This is a genomic window from Pandoraea oxalativorans (assembly GCF_000972785.3).
Lineage (GTDB): Bacteria > Pseudomonadota > Gammaproteobacteria > Burkholderiales > Burkholderiaceae > Pandoraea > Pandoraea oxalativorans.
Genome location: NZ_CP011253.3, coordinates 4,193,023 through 4,214,412, shown reverse-complemented (window position 1 = coordinate 4,214,412; position 21,390 = coordinate 4,193,023). Strand labels below are relative to the sequence as shown.

Sequence of the window (21,390 nt, the reverse complement as noted above, 5' to 3'; positions counted from 1 at the left end):
CGGGCTCGGGTGCCGGGCGGTGAAGATTGAGCGGTTCGAGTGACTGAGCGACGGTTAGCGCCAGGTCAGCGGCGGTTCATCCATCAATGCCACTTGTTCGCGAAGCTCAAGGATTCGATCCTGCCAGTAACGTTGCGTGTTGAACCACGGGAATGCGGCAGGAAACGCGGGGTCGTCCCAACGTCGGGCGAGCCAGGCGCTGTAATGCAGTAGGCGCAACGTTCGCAAGGCTTCCGTCAGATGCAGTTCGCGGGGATTGAAGTCGGCGAAGTCTTCGTAGCCGGAGAGGACCTCGTCCAACTGACCGGTCATTTCAGCGCGCGTGCCGGAGAGCAGCATCCAGAGGTCCTGCATGGCCGGGGCCATGCAGGTGTCGTCGAAGTCGACGAAGTGCGGGCCCGCGTCCGTCCATAGGACATTGCCGCCGTGGCAGTCGCCGTGTACCCGCAGCAGTTTGACGTCTCCTGCTCGCTCATAGGCGCGCGCGATACTGTCGAGCGCCAGGTCGACGATGGTGCGCCAGGCGTCGCGCAAGTCGGGCGGGATAAAGTCGTTCGTCCACAAATAGTCGACGGGGGCGCGGCCGTACGTGTCGATGTCCAGCGTGAGGCGGTGTTGGTACGGTTGCGTTGTGCCTTGGGCGTGGATGCGTCCGAGAAAGCGTCCGAGCCAGTTGAGCGTGTCCGGATCCTGAAGCTCGGGGGCGCGGCCGCCACGTCGCGGGAAGAGGGCGAAGCGGAAACCGTCGAAGTGATGCAGGGTTGCGCCGCGAATCTCAAGCGGGGCGACGACCGGGATTTCCTGCTGTGCGAGCGTCTGGGTGAAAGCGTGCTCTTCGAGGATGGCGTCGTCGGTCCAGCGCTGCGGACGGTAGAACTTCGCAATCAGCGGCGGACCGTCTTCCATGCCTACTTGATAGACGCGGTTCTCGTAGCTGTTGAGGGCGAGCAGACGCCCGTCGCTATAACTCCCAAGTTGTTCCACGGCGGTGATGACCGTGTCGGGGAGCAGTGAGGCAAACGGGTGCTGGGGTGCGTCGGCGCCTTGGGGGAGATCGGTGTTCATGCGCGTATTGTGCCCAAAGGTGAGGGCGCGCGTGCGGGGGTGTCGAGCCTCTCTATATATAGAGGCTCGACGTATGCGACGCGAGACAAACCGAGGGAAATGCGCCTTCGTAAAAATAGTTTCACAAAGGGCTTGCGCTCGCTCACGAAGGTCATTAATATTCCGTCTCTCGCAACGACAGCGACGCAGCGAAAGCAGCGACGAAGTTGAAGCGACGGGCTGGAAAGCCCGGTGGTTAGTGGTTTTGGAGCTTGCGAGTCGCTACGGCGACGAACGAAGAAAGCGAAAAAAAACTGTTGACGACGACGAGAAGTTGCGACATAATCTCACTTCTCTGCTGCTGATGCAGCGACGCAGAAAACGAAGCGACGGCGCGGTAACAAAGCGACGAAGTTAAGTCAGATGCGATTGATCTTTAAAAATTAAACAACCGATAAGTGTGGGCACTCGATGAATGGTGCGTCTGCTTCGGCAGATAAGCTTTAAATTTATTGAGGCTCACATAGTAATAGGTAAGTTAAGTAATTAACTTGTCAGCATACTTTGAGAGCGACCGGTTCGAGTGATTTATCACGAAAAACCGAAAACAGTAACAGGTTTAAACTGAAGAGTTTGATCCTGGCTCAGATTGAACGCTGGCGGCATGCCTTACACATGCAAGTCGAACGGCAGCACGGGTGCTTGCACCTGGTGGCGAGTGGCGAACGGGTGAGTAATATATCGGAACGTACCTTGTAGTGGGGGATAGCTCGGCGAAAGCCGGATTAATACCGCATACGCTCTGAGGAGGAAAGCGGGGGACCTTCGGGCCTCGCGCTACAAGAGCGGCCGATATCAGATTAGCTAGTTGGTGGGGTAAAAGCTTACCAAGGCGACGATCTGTAGCTGGTCTGAGAGGACGACCAGCCACACTGGGACTGAGACACGGCCCAGACTCCTACGGGAGGCAGCAGTGGGGAATTTTGGACAATGGGCGAAAGCCTGATCCAGCAATGCCGCGTGTGTGAAGAAGGCCTTCGGGTTGTAAAGCACTTTTGTCCGGAAAGAAATCCTCTGGGTTAATACCTCGGGGGGATGACGGTACCGGAAGAATAAGCACCGGCTAACTACGTGCCAGCAGCCGCGGTAATACGTAGGGTGCAAGCGTTAATCGGAATTACTGGGCGTAAAGCGTGCGCAGGCGGTTTTGTAAGACGGATGTGAAATCCCCGGGCTTAACCTGGGAACTGCATTCGTGACTGCAAGGCTAGAGTATGGCAGAGGGGGGTAGAATTCCACGTGTAGCAGTGAAATGCGTAGAGATGTGGAGGAATACCGATGGCGAAGGCAGCCCCCTGGGCCAATACTGACGCTCATGCACGAAAGCGTGGGGAGCAAACAGGATTAGATACCCTGGTAGTCCACGCCCTAAACGATGTCAACTAGTTGTTGGGGATTCATTTCCTTAGTAACGAAGCTAACGCGTGAAGTTGACCGCCTGGGGAGTACGGTCGCAAGATTAAAACTCAAAGGAATTGACGGGGACCCGCACAAGCGGTGGATGATGTGGATTAATTCGATGCAACGCGAAAAACCTTACCTACCCTTGACATGTACGGAAGTCTGCTGAGAGGCGGATGTGCTCGAAAGAGAACCGTAACACAGGTGCTGCATGGCTGTCGTCAGCTCGTGTCGTGAGATGTTGGGTTAAGTCCCGCAACGAGCGCAACCCTTGTCCTTAGTTGCTACGCAAGAGCACTCTAAGGAGACTGCCGGTGACAAACCGGAGGAAGGTGGGGATGACGTCAAGTCCTCATGGCCCTTATGGGTAGGGCTTCACACGTCATACAATGGTCGGTACAGAGGGCTGCCAAACCGCGAGGTGGAGCTAACCCCAGAAAACCGATCGTAGTCCGGATCGCAGTCTGCAACTCGACTGCGTGAAGCTGGAATCGCTAGTAATCGCGGATCAGCATGTCGCGGTGAATACGTTCCCGGGTCTTGTACACACCGCCCGTCACACCATGGGAGTGGGTTTTGCCAGAAGTAGGTAGCCTAACCGTAAGGAGGGCGCTTACCACGGCAGGATTCATGACTGGGGTGAAGTCGTAACAAGGTAGCCGTAGGGGAACCTGCGGCTGGATCACCTCCTTTCTAGAGCATGCACTGGAAGTTGAGTGTTCACGCTTATCGGTTGTTGACTGCGTAGATCTAAGTCGGGTCTATAGCTCAGTTGGTTAGAGCACCGTCTTGATAAGGCGGGGGTCGATGGTTCGAGTCCATCTAGACCCACCAAGCTTTTAACCACTGTGCGATAGACTCAAGTGGTGGTAAGTCGGCTTGATTGGGGGATTAGCTCAGCTGGGAGAGCACCTGCTTTGCAAGCAGGGGGTCGTCGGTTCGATCCCGTCATCCTCCACCAAAAACCTTAGATCGCATCGATGTCAGTCAAAAGCGCTTTACGTCTGTAGTCCAATCCCTCGTGATGAATTACAAGCTGAGTGAAAGCTTTTGAATGACAGCAATGTCATGCAGTTTATGTTCTTTAACAATTTGGAAGAAGAAGTAGTACAACGGAAGCGCGTTAGAGATGGCGCGTGGAAATTGTACGGGTTGTGATTGTATCAACCAGTATTTAAGTGATCGAAAGATGACTTGGAATACGGCACAACGCGAATACTCAACCTGTAGCGAATGTCCTGCTTCGGCAAGACACACTCGTTATAGGGTCAAGCGAATAAGTGCATGTGGTGGATGCCTTGGCGATTACAGGCGATGAAGGACGCGATAGCCTGCGAAAAGTTGTGGGGAGCTGGCAAATAAGCATTGATCCACAAATGTCCGAATGGGGAAACCCGGCCTTTTAGGTCATCCTAGACTGAATACATAGGTCTAGCGAAGCGAACGCGGCGAACTGAAACATCTAAGTAGCTGCAGGAAAAGAAATCAACCGAGATTCCCAAAGTAGTGGCGAGCGAAATGGGACCAGCCTTCAAGATTTAGCACCGGTGTTATCAAAACGGAATGGAAAGTCCGGCCATAGTGGGTGATAGCCCCGTATGAGAAAACTCTGGTGTGGAACTAAGCTTGAGAAAAGTAGGGCGGGACACGTGAAATCCTGTCTGAAGATGGGGGGACCATCCTCCAAGGCTAAATACTCGTAATCGACCGATAGTGAACCAGTACCGTGAGGGAAAGGCGAAAAGAACCCCGGGAGGGGAGTGAAATAGATCCTGAAACCGCATGCATACAAACAGTCGGAGCCTCGTAAGGGGTGACGGCGTACCTTTTGTATAATGGGTCAGCGACTTACATTCAGTGGCAAGCTTAACCGAATAGGGAAGGCGTAGCGAAAGCGAGTCCGAATAGGGCGTTCAGTCGCTGGGTGTAGACCCGAAACCAAGTGATCTATCCATGGCCAGGTTGAAGGTGCGGTAACACGTACTGGAGGACCGAACCCACTAACGTTGAAAAGTTAGGGGATGAGCTGTGGATAGGGGTGAAAGGCTAAACAAACTTGGAAATAGCTGGTTCTCTCCGAAAACTATTTAGGTAGTGCCTCGTGTATCACCTTCGGGGGTAGAGCACTGTCATGGTTGAGGGGTCCATTGCGGATTACCTCGCCATAGCAAACTCCGAATACCGAAGAGTGCAATCACGGGAGACAGACATCGGGTGCTAACGTCCGGTGTCAAGAGGGAAACAACCCAGACCGCCAGCTAAGGTCCCTAAATATTGCTAAGTGGGAAACGAAGTGGGAAGGCTAAAACAGTCAGGAGGTTGGCTTAGAAGCAGCCACCCTTTAAAGAAAGCGTAATAGCTCACTGATCGAGTCGTCCTGCGCGGAAGATGTAACGGGGCTAAGCAATATACCGAAGCTGCGGATGCGAGCTTGCTCGCATGGTAGGAGAGCGTTCTGTAAGCCTGTGAAGGTGTCTTGTAAAGGATGCTGGAGGTATCAGAAGTGCGAATGCTGACATGAGTAGCGATAAAGGGGGTGAAAGGCCCCCTCGCCGTAAGCCCAAGGTTTCCTACGCAACGTTCATCGGCGTAGGGTGAGTCGGCCCCTAAGGCGAGGCAGAGATGCGTAGCTGATGGGAAGCAGGTTAATATTCCTGCACCGTCGTATGATGCGATGGGGGGACGGATCGCGGAAGGTTGTCCGGGTGTTGGAAGTCCCGGTCCCTGCAGTGGAGAAGGCGCTTAGGCAAATCCGGGCGCGTAATTCAAGGCTGTGGGGCGAGCGAACTTGTTCGCGAAGCAATTGGAAGTGGTTCCAAGAAAAGCCTCTAAGCTTCAGTCATACGAGACCGTACCGCAAACCGACACAGGTGGGCGAGATGAGTATTCTAAGGCGCTTGAGAGAACTCGGGAGAAGGAACTCGGCAAATTGGTACCGTAACTTCGGGATAAGGTACGCCCTTGTAGCTTAACTGGCCTGCGCCAGGAGGGTGAAGGGGTTGCAATAAACTGGTGGCTGCGACTGTTTAATAAAAACACAGCACTCTGCAAACACGAAAGTGGACGTATAGGGTGTGACGCCTGCCCGGTGCCGGAAGATTAAATGATGGGGTGCAAGCTCTTGATTGAAGTCCCGGTAAACGGCGGCCGTAACTATAACGGTCCTAAGGTAGCGAAATTCCTTGTCGGGTAAGTTCCGACCTGCACGAATGGCGTAACGATGGCCACACTGTCTCCTCCCGAGACTCAGCGAAGTTGAAGTGTTTGTGATGATGCAATCTACCCGCGGCTAGACGGAAAGACCCCATGAACCTTTACTGTAGCTTTGCATTGGACTTTGAACCGGTCTGTGTAGGATAGGTGGGAGGCTTTGAAGCAGGAACGCTAGTTTCTGTGGAGCCGTCCTTGAAATACCACCCTGGTTTGTTTGAGGTTCTAACCTAGGTCCGTAATCCGGATCGGGGACAGTGCATGGTAGGCAGTTTGACTGGGGCGGTCTCCTCCCAAAGTGTAACGGAGGAGTACGAAGGTACGCTAGGTACGGTCGGAAATCGTGCTGATAGTGCAATGGCAAAAGCGTGCTTAACTGCGAGACTGACAAGTCGAGCAGGTGCGAAAGCAGGTCATAGTGATCCGGTGGTTCTGTATGGAAGGGCCATCGCTCAACGGATAAAAGGTACTCTGGGGATAACAGGCTGATACCGCCCAAGAGTTCATATCGACGGCGGTGTTTGGCACCTCGATGTCGGCTCATCTCATCCTGGGGCTGTAGCCGGTCCCAAGGGTATGGCTGTTCGCCATTTAAAGAGGTACGTGAGCTGGGTTTAAAACGTCGTGAGACAGTTTGGTCCCTATCTGCCGTGGGCGTTGGAAGTTTGAAGGGGGCTGCTCCTAGTACGAGAGGACCGGAGTGGACGAACCTCTGGTGTACCGGTTGTCACGCCAGTGGCATCGCCGGGTAGCTATGTTCGGAAGAGATAACCGCTGAAAGCATCTAAGCGGGAAACTCGCCTTAAGATGAGACTTCCCTAGGAACTCGATTCCTTTGAAGGGTCGTTCAAGACCAGGACGTTGATAGGTCAGGTGTGGAAGCGCAGTAATGCGTTAAGCTAACTGATACTAATTGCCCGTAAGGCTTGATCCTATAACCAGTGTGTTTTTCCTGGTGTGAGTATCGCTGTGCCGATACAACTCATAACCCACAAGAATTGTTGTACTACGCTTCTTCCGAATTGGTTTTGCTGACCCCGCTCAGCAGAACATACAAGTTAAGCCTGATGACCATAGCGAGTTGGAACCACCCCTTCCCATCCCGAACAGGACCGTGAAACGACTCCACGCCGATGATAGTGCGGATACCCGTGTGAAAGTAGGTAATCGTCAGGCTCCCCTTAAAAACCCCTTGCTACTCACGTAGCGAGGGGTTTTTGCTTTGTGGGGCGTACTTGTACACGAATCCACTGCACCCTCAGCCTTAACAGGCTGTGCCTTGGTCAGCGCTTTGGTTATGGCTCTCGGTTAATCGATCATCTCAAATAACGTCGATAGAGCCGCGTTGCAATATGCACGGCGTTTCGGGTAGCGCGATTCTGCAAGTCATCCGATCGACGCGCGTTGTTGTAACGCCAGAGCGCCGTCAGTTTCCTGACGTTGCGGCTCACCTGAACTACGTTTTGCTCGACCGTCCTTGCTCAATCGCCTATTCGCGTATCAACGCGTCGTGCCAGTGCGGCAACGCTTCCTGAAGAAAACGACGCGTTCGGTTTCCGCGAAGCCAAGTGCCTTGTGGAGCCTCTGGGAGTCGACATTGTTGATGTCGGTGTCGGACGCAAACTCCTCACATCCTTGCAAGACACCCCACTGCTCGACCGATGTACATAGGGCGCGCGCGACACCCATACGTCGAGACAAAGGGCTAACGTAGACGCCTTCGAGAAAGACGGCAGGGGATGTGTCGCAGCCGTTGACGTAGTCGCGTCGTATCGACGCCTCCGCAAATCCCAAGGCGTCTCCGTCCGGAGACATGGCAATGACCGCTAAGTAGCGTTCTGGCTGCGACAGCAATTCTTCGGTCTCTTGCCGATGCTCGGCTTCACTCGCTTGAGGCCAAAGATCTTTCCTTAGCGAACGCCAGGGCGTAAGTTCGTCAGTGCCGATCGGTTTGATGTGAAATTGCAGATGGGGCATTGCTGAGTTCCCGTTTCAAGTCCAGACGCCTCAGCCTACACTGACCATTCACATCCTTGCGCCCAAAAGAAAACGCGCTGCCCAACGGACAGCGCGTTTTGTATTTTCAACGTCAGCTTTACCCGCCGCCACGTTGGATCGCAGCAGCCAATGCCGGAGGCTCAGGTTCGCCCAGATTCAGCTTGAGTACTATTAATGCGAATGTCGCCCGCTGCTACATCAGACCGCCGCTACCGTCTCCGGGAACACCGGTTCGCCTAGATTCAGCATCAGACGGTTGGCCCACGCGAAGATGGCGATGGAGTGGATCAGGTCGAGGATCTCCGCATCGGTCAGGCCGACGTCGCGCAACGCCTGCAACTGCGCCGGACGCACATCGCCAGGCGTCTCCGTCAGCGCAATCGAGAACTGCGCAATCGCTTTTTCGCGATCCGTCGTCCCTGCTGTGCGCGGTTCATCAAACACTTCACGGATGACGTCGTTACGTTTCGCCAACTGCTCGAATCGCTGCGCATGCACCGATGCGCAATACACGCATCCGTTGATACGCGAGACGACCGTCGTCGATAGTTCGCGCTCAGCGCGCGGCATGCCGCCCGGCGCGTACATGATGGCATTGAACGCCGCAGAACGTTGACGAAGGATCTCCGGTTGATGCACGAGGAAGAGGTAATAATCCGATGTCTTGGCCTTCGGATGACTTTCTTCCAGCACCGCTACCTGCTCCGGCGTCGCCTTCTCGAGTTCGACCACATCGAGCCAGGCGTCCCAGTCGAGCGACTCGTTGGTAAATCCATGCGAACGGATGATTTCGCTCATGCCGTCACCTCCTGCGGAGCCAGTTGTTTGAGTGCTTGCAGTCCTGCAACCAGACGCGTCTGATACGACAGGAACGCAATCAGCTGTGCCAGCGCGACGATGGCCGGTGTCGTCAATCCCGCCGCCGGCAGCTTGTGCAGCGCTTCCTTATCCCCCGCCACCGGATTCTCGATCAGCGTGCGCGTGAACGTCAGCATCGCGCGCAGACGTGCATCCGCTACGTCGTCCGGCGATCCCGATTCCGCGGCCTTCAACTGCGCTGCATCGACATCATGCTTGCCCAACTCGGCGCGATAGTGCGCAGCGAGCGCTGGCGAGGGCGTCAGGCGGCTTGCGTACAACCCGACGAGCAAGCGCTCCACGAGCGAGATACCTTCGAGCGCCGGATCGAACAGGCCGTCGTAACTACCCTGCGTGGCGACGGCCACTTTGTCGCGCGCATGACGCAGCGTATGCGTAGCCGTCCCCGGCGTCAGACCCGCGACGCGGTCGACGAGATCGTTGGCGATGTCGTATTGAGTGTTGGCGGTCATGATTGTCCTTGTGAATGAGCGCGCTCGGCCACAGCCTGCGCGAGGAACGCCTGCACCGCAGCCCACGAACGCTCGTCGGCGATCGCATTGGCGTCCGGCTCGCCGCCGCCGGTGCTGATCTTGCCTGAGACGGGATGCGCGTACACGAGCTGCGTGGTCGGTACAAACGGGAACACGATGGCGTGCCCCGCCCGGTCGAAATCGAGATGCTCGACCACATACGGATGTGCATGCGTTGCGAGCCGCTCCGTTACCATCCGCGAATAGAGACTCGACGGCCACGAACCATCATCCTGCGCCGACAGCAACATCACCGGTCCGCGAATCTTCTCGACGGGGATGCGTGCACGCTCGACAGCATCCGCATCGTCGAGCGCCGTCAGCATGGCCTTGGCGTGACGATGGGGCGGCGGACCTTCGTCGAAGGGGGCCCACGACGCCGTCCGGTTGTTTTCCCAGATGTGAGGCAACGGCTTGCCGTCGAGCAGCCAGGTCGGGCCTTCGCGACCGATGGCCGGATCGCAGGCATTCTGCGCACTGTGGATCAGCGCACTCGGTACGTAGCCGATCACCGCAGAGACGGCCTCCGGGAACGTCGCACCGAGCAGCAGCACCAGCTCGCCACCCCGTGATTGCCCCGAGAGGGCGACGAAGTCATGGGCCGGGCGCACCGTCCTGCGCAACCAGTCCAGGCCCTGCTTGAAGTATTCGAGCGGTGTATTGGAAATGTAGTCGGGCAGCCCCGGTCCCTTGAAGTAACCGAGGGCGAATGCCGCGTAACCATGCGACGCATACAACGCAGCGCCCGGCTCGTTGATCCCGCCACCGGACCCGTTGAGGATCATGACGGCGGGATGCGGGCCTTCGCCCGGCGGCAGATAAAGCGTGCCGACGAGCCCGTCTTCACGAACGTCGCGTCGCGTCACGCCCTCGGCGGCAAGCCGCTGAGTGAACGACACCGACGAAACGCGCGAAGTCGGTGCCTGCGCGGATGCCACGTCTGCCGCCAATGCGGCCGATGCCCTGGCCGATCCATGGTCGTGCGAGCCGACGTGTCCGACGTCTGCCTCCTGTGCAAACACAGTGGTCACCAACGGAGCGATGACCGGTTGCGGGAACACATCGCGACTCTCGCCGTCTTCGGGCACCTGCGACCAGATCAGGCCCATCGCAGACACCCCCTGATAGCTGCCGCTGACGGGAGCGTCGCGCGACACGTCGACGACGCCCTCGGCATCGGCCACGAACGTGGCATGCGCGTGCCAGACCACGCCGCCTGCCCGCGCGGTACGGGCAGCCAGCGTGATATGTGCGCCGGGCGTCGCGCCGCGCACCACGAGGTGACGCGGCACGTCGATCAGCGCGTCGGCGGGCGTCGCGGTCAATGTCAGCGAAGACATCGACGATTGCGTCGACGAATCAGACATCGAACCGGCAGATGAAGTAAGGGATGACGTCATAACGCGTCGACGCCTTACTTCGCGGCCTTGGTCACTTGCATCGCGACGGTGCGATCGCTCGTGAACGGCGTGACCTTCAGACCCTTACGTGCGGCCCAGATGTTCTGGTAGTGGTACAGCGGGATCGTGCCGACGTCGTCCGTCTCGACCTTCACCGACTGTCGCAGGATCGCTTCACGCTTGCCTTCGTCGAACTCGGCCGTCGAGGCGTCGAGCGCCTTGTCGATGGCCGGGTTGCTGTAGTGACCCCAGTTCGAAGCGCCCAGCCCCTTCTTCGCGTCGACCGTCGCCAGCACGTTCACCAGCGCGTAGCTCGCTTCACCCGTGCCGTTACCCCATGCCAGCATCGTCATGGCGTACTCGTTCTTGTTCGCGCGGCCCGAATACACGGCCCAGGGCACCACTTCCACCTGCGTCTTCACGCCGATACGCGTCCAGAACTGCGCCACGGCCTGTGCCGTCTCCGGCCCTTGCGGGTAGCGGTCGTTCGGCACGTGCATGGTCAGCTTGAAGCCTTCCGGGAAGCCCGCCTCGGCCAGCAGCTTCTTGGCTTGTGCGGCGTCGAACGGAATGTCCTTCACGTCCGGGTTGTAGCCGAAGGTGTCCTTCGGCATCCACTGGTTGGCCACGCTGGCCGCGCCCTGCATGATGCGCGAGACGATCGCTTCGCGGCTGATGGCGAGCGACAGCGCGCGACGCACACGCACGTCGAGCAACGGGTTCTTCGCGAGCGGCTTGCCAGCGTTGTCGGTAATGTACTGGTTGGTGCCTTCACGGAACGACGGTTGCAGCAGCATCACGCGCAGACCCGGATACGGATACACCGTCACGTTCGGCGCTTTCTTCAGACGCGGAATGTCCGACGCCGGGACCTTGTCGATCACGTCGACGTCACCGGCCAGCAGCGCAGCCGTGCGCGCGGCGCCGTTGTTGATGTAGCGATAGTCGACCTTCTCCCACTCCGACTTACCGCCCCAGTAGTTGTCGTTGCGCACCATCTCCACGCGGTCGCCCGGCGTGTACGAGACGTACTTGAACGGGCCGGTGCCGACCATGGCGCGTCCCGCGTTGTAATCGTCGGTGTTCGACTTCTCGCCGACGTGCTTGCTCACAATGTGCACCGACGCGAGGTTGAGCGGCAGATCCGGGTTCGGAATCTTCGTCTTGACGACGAGCGTGAGCGGGTCCGGTGCGCTCATCGTGTCGATGGTGCGCAGGTAGCCCGCATAGGTCGCCACGCTGCCGGGCACGTTACGCGCGCGTTGGTACGAGTAGATGAGGTCGGCGGCCGTGAACGGCTGACCGTCATGCCACTTCACGTTCGGACGCAGCTTGAATTCCCACGTCTTCGGGTCGAGCGCCTTCCACGAGACGGCGAGCCCCGGCTGGAGCTTGTTCCACTTGTTCTCGACGAGCAGATCCCAGAAGTGCAGGCTCACCGAGCGGTCACCCGCGTGGTTGTTCAACTGGGGGTCGATCGACGACAGCGGGTCGGCAAACGCGATGCGCAGCGTCGAGGAGTTGGCTTGTGCGGAGGCCGCTGCGCTCGTCACGAGCAGGGCAGCCGCCAGAGAGGACAACAAGAAGCGTTTCATTATCAATCGATCCTGGTCGTTGGTGATTCGTTAAGGTGATTCGTTAGGGCGAATGCCGGTGAGTTGTCGGCGAACTTCGGGTCAGTTGTCGTTCAGATGACACGCACTGACGTGATTGATGGCCACCCCGCGCAGTGTCGGCACTTCCGTGCGGCAACGCGGCGTGGCGTGCGGACATCGCGGATGGAAGTGACAGCCGGACGGCGGCGCAATCGGGCTCGGGATTTCGCCGCGAATCGCGGAGAACGTCTTGTGACGCACGTCGATGCGCGGAATCTCGGCAAGCAGCGCCTGCGTATACGGATGGTTCGGGCGGCGGAAGACTTCCTCGACCGGCGCGCTCTCGACGATGCGTCCGAGGTACATGATCACCACGCGATCCGAGAGATGCTCGACCACGCCGAGGTCATGACTGATGAACACGTACGTAAGACGCAGTTGCTCGCGCAGGTCCATGAACAGATTCAGAATTTGCGCCTGAATCGACACGTCGAGCGCGGCGACCGCCTCGTCGCACACGAGCAGATCGGGATTGACTGCCAACGCGCGGGCGATGCCGATACGTTGACGCTGCCCGCCGCTGAACTGGTGCGGATAACGGTGGCGCAGCGCGGGATCGAGACCGGCGCGTTGCAACTGCGCGCTCACGTAATCGTCGAACCCGGCGCGATCCGTCAGACCATGCACGAGCGCGCCTTCGCCGACGATGCGGTCGATGCGCAGTCGCGGGTTCAGACTCGCGTATGGATCCTGGAAGATCATCTGAATCTTCAGACGCGCATCGCGTTGCTCGTCCGCCGACAATGCCTCAGCGGGCCGTCCGTGAATCTGCACTTCGCCGGAGGACGGTTTGAGCAAGCCCGCGAGCATGCGTCCGAGCGTGGACTTGCCGCAACCCGACTCGCCCACCAGACCGACTACTTCGCCGGGCTTGACGATGAGGTCGACATTATCGACCGCACGCACGACGGCAGGCGGATGCGCGAGGCCGGCGCGCTCCAGCAGACGTCCGGCAGGGCCGACGTGACGCTCGCCGAAGCGCTTGCTGACGCCGCGCAGCGCCACGATGGGCGCAGGCAGGGTGGCGCTGGGACTGACCGATTTGCCGAAACCGGCGGTGGCCGGCTGACTTTGCGGCAGCGGCGTGTTCATACCATCTCCTTTTGCAGTGCAGCGCCCGGGTGGAAGCAACGCACGAGGCGACCCGGCGACGTCTGCGTCATCTCGGGGCGCTCGCCGCACACCGACGTCGCGTAGGCGCAGCGCGCCGCGAATGCGCATCCCGCTGGCATGTTCGTCAGATTCGGCGCCATGCCGGGAATCTGACGCAGACGCTGGCCGCGTTTGTTCAGACTCGGCAAGCTGCCGATGAGGCCTGCGGTGTACGGGTGTTGTGGTGCGTCGAGGACCGCGTCGACCGCGCCCTGCTCGACGATGCGTCCCGCGTACATCACGGCGAGCGTATCGGCCAGACCCGCTACGACCGACAGATCGTGCGTAATCCAGATGAGCGCGGTGCCGTTCTGACGCGCCAGCTTCTGTACTTCGGAGAGGATCTGCGCCTGAATCGTGACGTCGAGCGCCGTGGTCGGTTCGTCCGCAATGATGAGATCCGGGCGGTGCAGCATCGCGATGGCAATCGCCACACGTTGACGCATGCCGCCCGAGAGCTGATGCGGATACGCGCGCAGGCGCTCGTCCGGGCTGGGAATGCCCATCATGCCGAGCGTGTCGCGTGCGAGATCGCGCGCCTGCGACTTCGACATCTTCTGATGTGCGCGCACCGCCTCGATCATCTGCACGTCGACGCGCAGCACGGGGTTGAGCGTCATCATCGGATCCTGAAAGATCATCGCGATGCGATTGCCTTGCAGGTGACGCAATTCGGCGGCGGACATCTTAGTGAGGTCGCGACCCTGGAACAACACCTCGCCGCCAACGATGCGACCCGGCGCATCGACCAGTCCCATGATCGAGAAACCGGTCACCGACTTGCCCGACCCGGACTCGCCGACGAGCCCCATGATGTGACCCGGCGGCAGCGAGAACGAGACGTCGTCCACGGCCGGTAACGTACCGGCGCGCGTGACGAATTGCGTGCGCAGATTGCGCACTTCCAGCGTGAGCGGTGCGCTGGTGGACGAGGGGGAGGAAGTCACTGCGCCGCTCATTTCTGCAACCTTGGATTGAACACGTCGCGCAGGCGGTCGCCCACGAGATTGATGGCGACGACCGTGACGAGCAACGCCAGCCCCGGATACAAGCTGATCCAGTAGTCGCCGGAGAGCATCGTCTGATAGCCGTTGGCGATGAGCAGGCCGAGCGACGGTTCCGTCACCGGCACGCCAAGTCCGAGGAACGACAGCGTGGCTTCGAGCGTGATGGCGCGCGCGACCTGCAACGAGCCGACGACGATCAGCGGCGGCAGGCAATTCGGCAGAATGTGCCCGAGCACGATGCGCCAGTTCGGGATCGCCTGGCAACGTGCGGCTTCGACATACTCGCGACGTGACTCGACCAGCGCCTGCCCGCGCGCGGTTCGCGCGAAGTAGGCCCATTCGAGCACGACGAGCGTGAGCACCACGTTACCGATGCCCTTGCCCACGTACGCGAGGATCATCAGCGCGACGAGAATCGACGGGAACGACAGCAGCAGGTCGACCAGGCGCATGATGAATGCATCCACGCGACCGCCTGCATAGGCGGCGACCAGACCGAGGATGGTGCCGAGAATGCCAGCGACGAGCGCCGAGCCGATGCCCACGCCCAGACTGATCCGCAGCCCGTAGATGATGCCGGAGAGCAGGTCGCGCCCCTGACCGTCGGTACCGAGCCAGTAGGTGTAGTGCGCGTCGACGTTTTCCGAGCCAGGCGGCAGCCGGTTGTCCAGCACGTTGAGTTGCCCCAGATCATACGGATTCTGCGGGGAGATCCACGGCGCGGTCAGCGCGGCGACGATCAGCACCACCAGCACGACGAGACCGAGCACGGCGCTCTTCGAACGCAGCAGCTCGCGCAGGCCCTGCTGCCATGGCGATTCGCGACGCACCGGCACCGGTTCGACTGTGAGCGCTGGCGTTGGCGCGTTATTGGGGGATGGATTCAGCGACATCAGGCAGCGGCCTCCACGCGCACACGCGGATCGAGCCACTTGTAGAGCACGTCCACGATCAGGTTGAGCGACACGAACAGGCACACCACGACGATGAGATACGCCACGATCACAGGGCGGTCGAGCGCGTTGATGCTGTCGAGAATGAGCTTGCCCGCGCCGGGCCATGCGAACACGCTTTCTGTCACGACGGCGAAGGCGATGGTCGAACCGAATTCGAGACCCAGCACCGTCACCAGCGGAATCAGCGTGTTACGCAGCACGTGCACGAGCACGACCCGCAGCGGCGACAAGCCCTTGGCGCGCGCGAATTTCACGTAGTCCTGCGGCAGCACTTCGGACACCCCGGCGCGCGTCAGACGCAGCACCAGCGAAATCTTGAACAGCGCCAGATTGAGAGCAGGCAGAATCAGGTGACGCAACCCGTCAAGGGTGAGGAACGACCATTCCACGCCGAACAGGCGCGCCGTCTCGCCGCGACCGCTCGCGGGCAGCACGCCCAGATGCACCGAGAAGAACATGATGAGCATCAGGCCGACCCAGAACGTCGGCAGCGAGAAGCCCACGATGCTGCCCGTCATCAACAGTTTCGAGATCGGGTTACGCGGGTAGAGACCGGCGAACAGGCCCAACGGAATGCCGATGACCACCGCGAGGACGAGTGCGGCGAACGCGAGTTCGAGCGTCGCGGGCAGGCGTTGCAGAATCAACTGGATGGCCGGGACGTTGTACACGTAGCTGTTGCCCAACTCACCGTGCAGCGCGCCCGCGATGAACGACAGGTACTGTCGCCACAACGGCTGGTCGAGGCCGAGCTGCGCAATGATGCGGGCGCGGTCGATCTGGTCGACGTCCTGACCGATCAGGATGTCGATCGGATTGCCGATCGCGTGCAGGCCGACGAACACGATCAGCGTCATCAGCCACACCACTAACACCGCTTGCAATACGCGGCGCAAAATCCATGCGGTCATGATGCGAGACGCTCCTTGTCCGAGCGTGCGGTGGTGGCAACGGCAGCGACATCCGCTGGCGGCGGCGCGGGGGTCCATTCGTCGCCGTAGACCTCGGGCTCCTCATACGCCTGCATGCTGGCGTAATGGTGCTCGACGTCCTCACGATAGAACGTGCCCGCCAGCCCTTGCGCCAGACGCTTCGCGCCTTCGCTCACGGCCGGGATGTCGCCCGACAGCGCGCCGTGCGAAAGCGTGGCCGGTGCGCAGAAGCAATGGATGCGCTCCAGACCCGGGCACGTGCCCGGCGTCTTCTCCTGAAACTCGAACGTCGGGCCGAGGTCCGGCGAGTCCGACAGTTCGACGTCTTCGTCACCTGCTGCGGGCGTATAGCGGTCGCTCCACTTGCGCACGAACTTCGAGAAGGCGGCGAACTCGGAGCGGCCGTCGATATCGATGCGGAATCCCGTCGCGAAGATGAGGAAGTCGAGCACGAACGTGCCTTTGGCCGTGCGTACGTGCAGTTCGTCGCCGACCGGGGTGACGTCGAGAATCGGTGCGCCGAGGTTAAAGCGTGCGTTGTCGTGACGCGAGACGCGCAACGTGCTGCCTCGCGGCGGCGGCACCTGCTGCACGTTGATGTAGTGACGGATGCGCCACTTCCATTCGTCCGGCAGATTGACGTGACCGTGCGTGAGGCCGGGATTGCCTGCGCCTTTGCCCTTGTTGACGCGCGGAATGTCGGCACGGCGAATCAGCATGTCGACGCTGGCGGCACCCGCTTCGAGCGCGGTGGCGGCGCTGTCCATGGCCGAGGCCCCCGCACCGATCACGCCCACGCGCTTGCCGCGCAGCGTTGCGTAATCCATCACGTCGGACGAATGCGCGTAGAAGCGTCGAGGCAACTCGCGTGCGAAACCGGGGACGGTCGGCCCGCCGAGGCCGTCGCGTCCTGTGGCGAGCACCACATGGCGTGCGTAGACCTTGCGTTCGCCTTCGGGCGACGTCACCGACAACTCGACCAGACCGTCTTCGCCGCGCGGCGTGATGGCGGTAATGCGATGCTCGTTACGTACGTCGATGGCGAGGACGTCGCGATACCAGCGCAGGTACTCCATCCATTGCAGACGCGGGATCTTGTCCAGGGCGTCCCAGGCGTCGATGCCGAACTGCGCTTCGAACCATGCGCGGAAGGTGAGCGCGGGCAAGCCGAGCGCCGGGCCGGTGAGCTGCTTGGGCGAGCGCAGGGTTTCCATGCGCGCGGTCGTGGCCCACGGACCTTCGAAGCCGCGCGGCGACTGATCGAAGATCACGGCACCCACGCCGAGGTGCGTGAGCGACGTCGCAGCTGCGAGTCCGGCCATACCGCCGCCGATGATGGCGACGTCGAGTACGGGCTGAGCGTTGTACGTGCGCTCGGGTACCCAGCGCTTGGCAGGCAATTCGAGCCAGGCGAGGTCCTGACGCAGACGCGCTTCGAGCGCGGCCAGGCCGGTGGCGGAGGTCGGGGTGGTCGTGGACAGGGTCATGACGACTGAGCTTCCTTGGGAGCGGGCAAGTCGCCGTAGAGCGACTGAAGGACTTGAGCGTGTTCGGTGGCGGCGCGTTGGACGAAATCGGGCAGCAGCGCGCGGGCGGCGTCGGCCAGCGCATCGACGAGGGCGAGGGCGGCGGGGGACGGCGCACGGGCGTCGCGCGTGATGACGCCAAAGAAGAACGGAATATCGGCGTCGATGGGCCGCACAGCGACGTCGGCCAGCGGCAGACCGTAGGCCGTCACCGGTTCGAGAACGGCCACACCGAGGCCCGCGCGCACGGCGGTCATCGCATTGATCGCCGCATTCGTCTCGATGAGACCGGCCGGTGCGACACCTGCTTGCGAGAATGCCTGATCGAGACGACGGCGCAGACGATACGGGTTCTGCATGGTAATGATGCGACGCCCGGCGCACTCCGCCAGCGGCAGACGATCGTGACGGGCCAGCGGGTCGTCGCTGCGCACCGCAGCCACGCAAGCCGATTCGCCGATCCAGTGCACGACGATGCCGCGATGCTCCAGCGGCAGGCTGGTCACGCCGATGTCGGCTGCACCGGTCAACACGGCATGTACGACCTGCTCGGGCGACGTGCTGCGCATCTGGATCTGTTGGGCGTCGTGGGCGAGACCGGGCAACGCGAGCGCAGCGGGCACCAGCCCGGCGGCCAGCGCCGAGGTGGCGGCCACGTGCAGCGGGCGGGTCTGGCCGCGCGCGATCTCGTCGGCGCGGGCGCGAATCTGCTGCAAACCGGCGAGCACGTGCTCGACGTCTTCAAACAGGAGAAAGCCTTGTTCCGTGGGGGTGACGCGCGGGCCGCTGCGCGTGAACAGGGCGTAACCGATCTCGGCTTCGAGCTCCTGAATCATGCGGGTGATGGCAGGTTGCGAGCGCCCGAGCAGACGCCCGGCTGCAGTGATGCTGCCGGTCGACATGACCGCCGCGAAGGCTTCGAGTGGGCGTAATTCCATCTGGCTCGGTGTGGGGATGAGAACGGCGCACGTACCCCTACGCGCGCTTTCTCCGGTCGTCGACGACGCCAGCGCCGTCGATGTCGCAACCTGTTGTATTCGGATTGCGTATTCTTCGACCTACAGCATGCATCCTGCAAATACTTAATGTTTATATGCTCATGACCCGAAGTGGAAAGGAGGGTTTTGCCTAGGTGACGCAAGGGGGAAAAGAAATTGCGTGGGCCGGAAGGCCTTGGGAAGCGTCTCGCCGGGTGAGACACGGGCGTTCGCTTCGGGCGATTGAACTTGCTGGATGTGGGGTTTTTCGTCTCATCGCTTAAGACGAGACGCACGTTGCACTGCCCGCGAGGAGGCCGCGTGTGGGACGTGTGTGTGACGCGTAGTGCGTTACCGGACGTCGAACGGGAGCCGAAGCTGGTCAGGATCTTCAGGACGTGGCTGACGGCGACGCAAAAGCGCCACACTTCGCGGTTTCCTGGGCGCGGCGTCGGGCCGCTCGACGTGGCTCAGACGAAACGCGGGCCGGGTGAGCAGCAGCACCGTCAATGGGGCAGCGACACGGCGTGCCGGGGGCCTAGGGGGGACGGCGGCGACCGAGGTCTCGTCCGTGGCGCAGACGGCCGGGTCTGCGGGCAGGACCGCTGGCAGGACCGCTGGTAGGGCGGCGGGCAGAGGGCCGGGGACGAGCGGGGCCGCCGGTTCCGTATTCCGTGAGACAGCAAGACGTCGACCCAGCAAGCGGTAGATGTCGGGGTCGAAGCCCGTCGCCGCAGGCATATTGTCGACCAGCGCGTCCAATGCATCGCGCGATGCAACGCTGCCCAGATACTGCCACCGGTCGATGACGTGGTATTCGACGTCGTCGCCGCCGTGCTCTTCGATGGCGATGGGGCCGTCGTAGGGCCACGTGTCGAGTTGCAGGGTCGCGAGGGCTTCGCGCGTGCGTTTCGTGTGGTCCGCCAGCGGTGCTTCGCCCACGCACACCCCGTCGCAACGTTTGACCTGATAGCCGAAGCAAGGACGCCCCTTCGCGACCTTCTCCAGCCCCAGTTGTGCGCAGCACAGTCGATGTTCGTCGGCCAGCGCACGCAACGAACGCTCCGCACCGTTGCGCGACGAGAACGTGCCGTACAGCGATTCGGCCCCGGAAAAGTCCACCGTCTTTGCGCTCACCAGCTGCGGCGTGTCGCTTTCCTGCGTCAACTGCCAACTGTAGAGACTCGCCGAGCGGCGCAGCATCCGGTTGTGCACTGGCTGCAACTGTTTGACCAACTGCGATTCAAGCAACAGCGCACCGAGTTCTCCGACCGTGCGCCGCACCTCGACGCGCCGGATTTCCTGCGAGATGCGCAGATCCTTGGCGACCTGATGATCGCTGGAGAAGTGCGAGCGCACCCGCGCGCGCACGTCTACGCTCTTGCCGACATACAGCAGCGTGTCGCCTTCGCCATAGAAGAGATAGACGCCGGGACTGTCGGGCAGCGCGTCGATGGCTTCGTCAGGCAGTTGCGGCGGCTGGCTCGATCGTTTCGTCACGCGTTGCACCGCTTGTCCGATCAGGTCGGGCGTATAGAGCGTGTGGAGTTTTTGCCAGAACTGCCAGAGCAGGTCGGCATCGGCCAATGCGCGGTGACGGCCCTGCGGCGCAAGGCCAAAGCGAGCGATCAGGGCGTCCAGCCCATGGCGGGCGGCCGACGGAAACAGCAAGCGCGACAGACGCACCGTGCACAGGACATCCGCCTGAAAACAGATGCCCGCGCGGCGGAATTCGTTCTTGAGAAAGCCGTAATCGAAGCGGGCGTTATGGGCGACGAACAGCTTGCCGTGCAGACGCTCGGCAAGCCCTTGTGCGAGCGTGTCGAACGCGGGCTGACCGCGCACCATCTCGTTGGTGATGCCCGTCAGCTTCTGAATGAAAGGCGGAATCGGCTCGGCAGGGTCAAGCAGCGTGCTCCACTGTTCGATGCCGTGGGGGCCGACTTCGACCACACCGATTTCGGTGATGCGATCCTCAAGCGCATTGCCCCCGGTCGTCTCCAGATCGACGAAGACCATCGGGGCGGGCAGCGAACGGGCGAGCGCGTCCGGATCGATACCTTCCGGCAGGATCGGCACGGCATTGGCGTCTTCGACTACGTTCTCGAACACTTGCAGGACCTCGTTTCCGGTGCGGGCTACCCAGCGCTCAGGCCGAACACGCCGAACCACCGGCGGGGGCTGTCGACAGACGCGCCGAAGCGCCAGCCATGAACGACGGGGCCGCACCGTCTGTGGTCGGTTCGTCGTCGGCGAGCGCGGTGAACGCGGTGACGATGGCGCGAAAGACGGCCGGTGCCGGGGCGTCGGGCCATTGCAGGTCGACGGCCGCGTCGAGCGACGGCAACTCGCCATCGCGGCGAAGCGCTTCATCGCCGGGCAGACGCAGCAGGCCTGCAAGTACCCACGGCTCGTGTCGTGCCTGAAGCCCGATATCCGCTTCCGCTTCGTCGGCAATGGCGACCAGCGTATGCCAGTCGAGCGGCGCGCCATCTCCCGGCACGACGGTCGTCAGGCGTTGCTGCGCATAGCGCGCGGCGATCTCGCGGACGATGCCCGCAAGGTCGCGTTCGGCGGCGCTCAGCGCCAGTTGATCCCAGTCGATGGTTTCCATGAGATGTTCCTCGATTGGAGGACATCATACTGTATAAAACCACAGTGTGCACGCCACGTATCCGGAG

Annotated in this window: 12 protein-coding genes, 2 tRNA genes, 3 rRNA genes and 1 pseudogene; 5 read left to right on the top strand and 13 right to left on the bottom strand. The window is 60.9% G+C overall.

All coding sequences use genetic code 11. The features are described 5' to 3' along the window. Positions 1 to 54 precede the first annotated feature (54 nt). Positions 55 to 1,065, bottom strand: a complete 1,011-nt coding sequence (locus MB84_RS18545; RefSeq protein ID WP_046292823.1) for a serine/threonine protein kinase — start codon at positions 1,063 to 1,065, stop codon at positions 55 to 57. Positions 1,066 to 1,665: 600 nt separating this feature from the next. Here MB84_RS18545 and MB84_RS18540 point away from each other — a divergent pair. From MB84_RS18540 to rrf, 5 genes are all read left to right on the top strand, one after another. After that, positions 1,666 to 3,198 (top strand): 16S ribosomal RNA (locus MB84_RS18540). A gap of 64 nt (positions 3,199 to 3,262) precedes the next feature. Further along, a tRNA-Ile gene (locus tag MB84_RS18535) sits at positions 3,263 to 3,339 on the top strand. A gap of 51 nt (positions 3,340 to 3,390) precedes the next feature. Beyond that, positions 3,391 to 3,466: transfer RNA gene (locus MB84_RS18530), tRNA-Ala, on the top strand. A 305-nt stretch (positions 3,467 to 3,771) separates the two neighbouring features. After that, positions 3,772 to 6,649, top strand: a 23S ribosomal RNA gene (locus MB84_RS18525). 129 nt (positions 6,650 to 6,778) lie between these two features. Then, positions 6,779 to 6,891 (top strand): 5S ribosomal RNA (gene rrf, locus MB84_RS18520). Together the 16S, 23S and 5S rRNA genes with 2 tRNA genes alongside form the textbook arrangement of a ribosomal RNA operon. A 324-nt stretch (positions 6,892 to 7,215) precedes the next feature. On the opposite strand, the gene aac(6') is transcribed toward rrf, so the two are convergent. The 12 genes and pseudogenes from aac(6') to MB84_RS18455 all read right to left on the bottom strand — a co-directional run bounded on the left by aac(6') (position 7,216) and on the right by MB84_RS18455 (position 21,323). Beyond that, positions 7,216 to 7,692, bottom strand: a complete 477-nt coding sequence (gene aac(6'), locus MB84_RS18515; RefSeq protein WP_046292822.1) for an aminoglycoside 6'-N-acetyltransferase — start codon at positions 7,690 to 7,692, stop codon at positions 7,216 to 7,218. Between the two features lie 219 nt (positions 7,693 to 7,911). Further along, positions 7,912 to 8,511, bottom strand: a complete 600-nt coding sequence (locus tag MB84_RS18510; RefSeq protein ID WP_046292821.1) for a peroxidase-related enzyme — start codon at positions 8,509 to 8,511, stop codon at positions 7,912 to 7,914. After that, positions 8,508 to 10,444, bottom strand: a pseudogene (locus tag MB84_RS18500) (acyl-CoA thioester hydrolase/BAAT C-terminal domain-containing protein). The gene MB84_RS18510 and the pseudogene MB84_RS18500 overlap by 4 nt, the downstream one beginning before the upstream one ends. Positions 10,445 to 10,518: 74 nt before the next feature. Beyond that, positions 10,519 to 12,099 (bottom strand): ABC transporter substrate-binding protein, encoded by a 1,581-nt coding sequence (locus MB84_RS18495; protein ID WP_046292819.1) that lies wholly within the window; start codon positions 12,097 to 12,099, stop codon positions 10,519 to 10,521. Between the two features lie 81 nt (positions 12,100 to 12,180). After that, the gene (locus tag MB84_RS18490; RefSeq protein ID WP_046293983.1) at positions 12,181 to 13,179 is read right to left on the bottom strand and encodes an ABC transporter ATP-binding protein; all 999 of its coding nucleotides are present in this window, start codon (positions 13,177 to 13,179) and stop codon (positions 12,181 to 12,183) included. A 68-nt stretch (positions 13,180 to 13,247) separates the two neighbouring features. Then, positions 13,248 to 14,258: an ABC transporter ATP-binding protein gene (locus tag MB84_RS18485; protein ID WP_245725408.1), complete on the bottom strand. Its 1,011-nt coding sequence runs from the start codon at positions 14,256 to 14,258 to the stop codon at positions 13,248 to 13,250. An 8-nt stretch (positions 14,259 to 14,266) separates the two neighbouring features. Next, complete coding sequence (locus tag MB84_RS18480; protein WP_046292817.1) at positions 14,267 to 15,211, bottom strand: ABC transporter permease; 945 nt, start codon at positions 15,209 to 15,211, stop codon at positions 14,267 to 14,269. After that, on the bottom strand, positions 15,211 to 16,185 hold the full coding sequence (locus MB84_RS18475) for an ABC transporter permease (protein ID WP_046292816.1): 975 nt from the start codon (positions 16,183 to 16,185) through the stop codon (positions 15,211 to 15,213). Before MB84_RS18475 ends, MB84_RS18480 begins: the two co-directional genes overlap by 1 nt. After that, positions 16,182 to 17,693 (bottom strand): flavin-containing monooxygenase, encoded by a 1,512-nt coding sequence (locus MB84_RS18470; RefSeq protein ID WP_046292815.1) that lies wholly within the window; start codon positions 17,691 to 17,693, stop codon positions 16,182 to 16,184. Before MB84_RS18470 ends, MB84_RS18475 begins: the two co-directional genes overlap by 4 nt. After that, a complete protein-coding gene (locus MB84_RS18465; protein WP_046292814.1) occupies positions 17,690 to 18,670 on the bottom strand; it encodes a LysR family transcriptional regulator in 981 nt (326 codons plus the stop codon). The genes MB84_RS18470 and MB84_RS18465 overlap by 4 nt, the downstream gene beginning before the upstream one ends. Before the next feature lie 390 nt (positions 18,671 to 19,060). Next, positions 19,061 to 20,821, bottom strand: coding sequence for an exonuclease domain-containing protein (locus MB84_RS18460; RefSeq protein WP_052652573.1), 1,761 nt, complete (start codon positions 20,819 to 20,821; stop codon positions 19,061 to 19,063). Positions 20,822 to 20,858: 37 nt separating this feature from the next. Next, on the bottom strand, positions 20,859 to 21,323 hold the full coding sequence (locus MB84_RS18455; protein WP_052652571.1) for a DUF2471 family protein: 465 nt from the start codon (positions 21,321 to 21,323) through the stop codon (positions 20,859 to 20,861). Between the last annotated feature and the right edge of the window lie 67 nt (positions 21,324 to 21,390).

What these genes read in the sequence shown, in the direction of transcription:
- MB84_RS18470 (WP_046292815.1), bottom strand. Translation starts at nt 17,693, where the DNA reads ATGACCCTGTCCACGACCACCCCGACCTCCGCCACCGGCCTGGCCGCG.
- MB84_RS18455 (WP_052652571.1), bottom strand. Translation starts at nt 21,323, where the DNA reads ATGGAAACCATCGACTGGGATCAACTGGCGCTGAGCGCCGCCGAACGC.
- MB84_RS18475 (WP_046292816.1), bottom strand. Translation starts at nt 16,185, where the DNA reads ATGACCGCATGGATTTTGCGCCGCGTATTGCAAGCGGTGTTAGTGGTG.
- MB84_RS18510 (WP_046292821.1), bottom strand. Translation starts at nt 8,511, where the DNA reads ATGAGCGAAATCATCCGTTCGCATGGATTTACCAACGAGTCGCTCGAC.
- MB84_RS18465 (WP_046292814.1), bottom strand. Translation starts at nt 18,670, where the DNA reads ATGGAATTACGCCCACTCGAAGCCTTCGCGGCGGTCATGTCGACCGGC.
- MB84_RS18480 (WP_046292817.1), bottom strand. Translation starts at nt 15,211, where the DNA reads ATGTCGCTGAATCCATCCCCCAATAACGCGCCAACGCCAGCGCTCACA.
- MB84_RS18495 (WP_046292819.1), bottom strand. Translation starts at nt 12,099, where the DNA reads ATGAAACGCTTCTTGTTGTCCTCTCTGGCGGCTGCCCTGCTCGTGACG.
- MB84_RS18545 (WP_046292823.1), bottom strand. Translation starts at nt 1,065, where the DNA reads ATGAACACCGATCTCCCCCAAGGCGCCGACGCACCCCAGCACCCGTTT.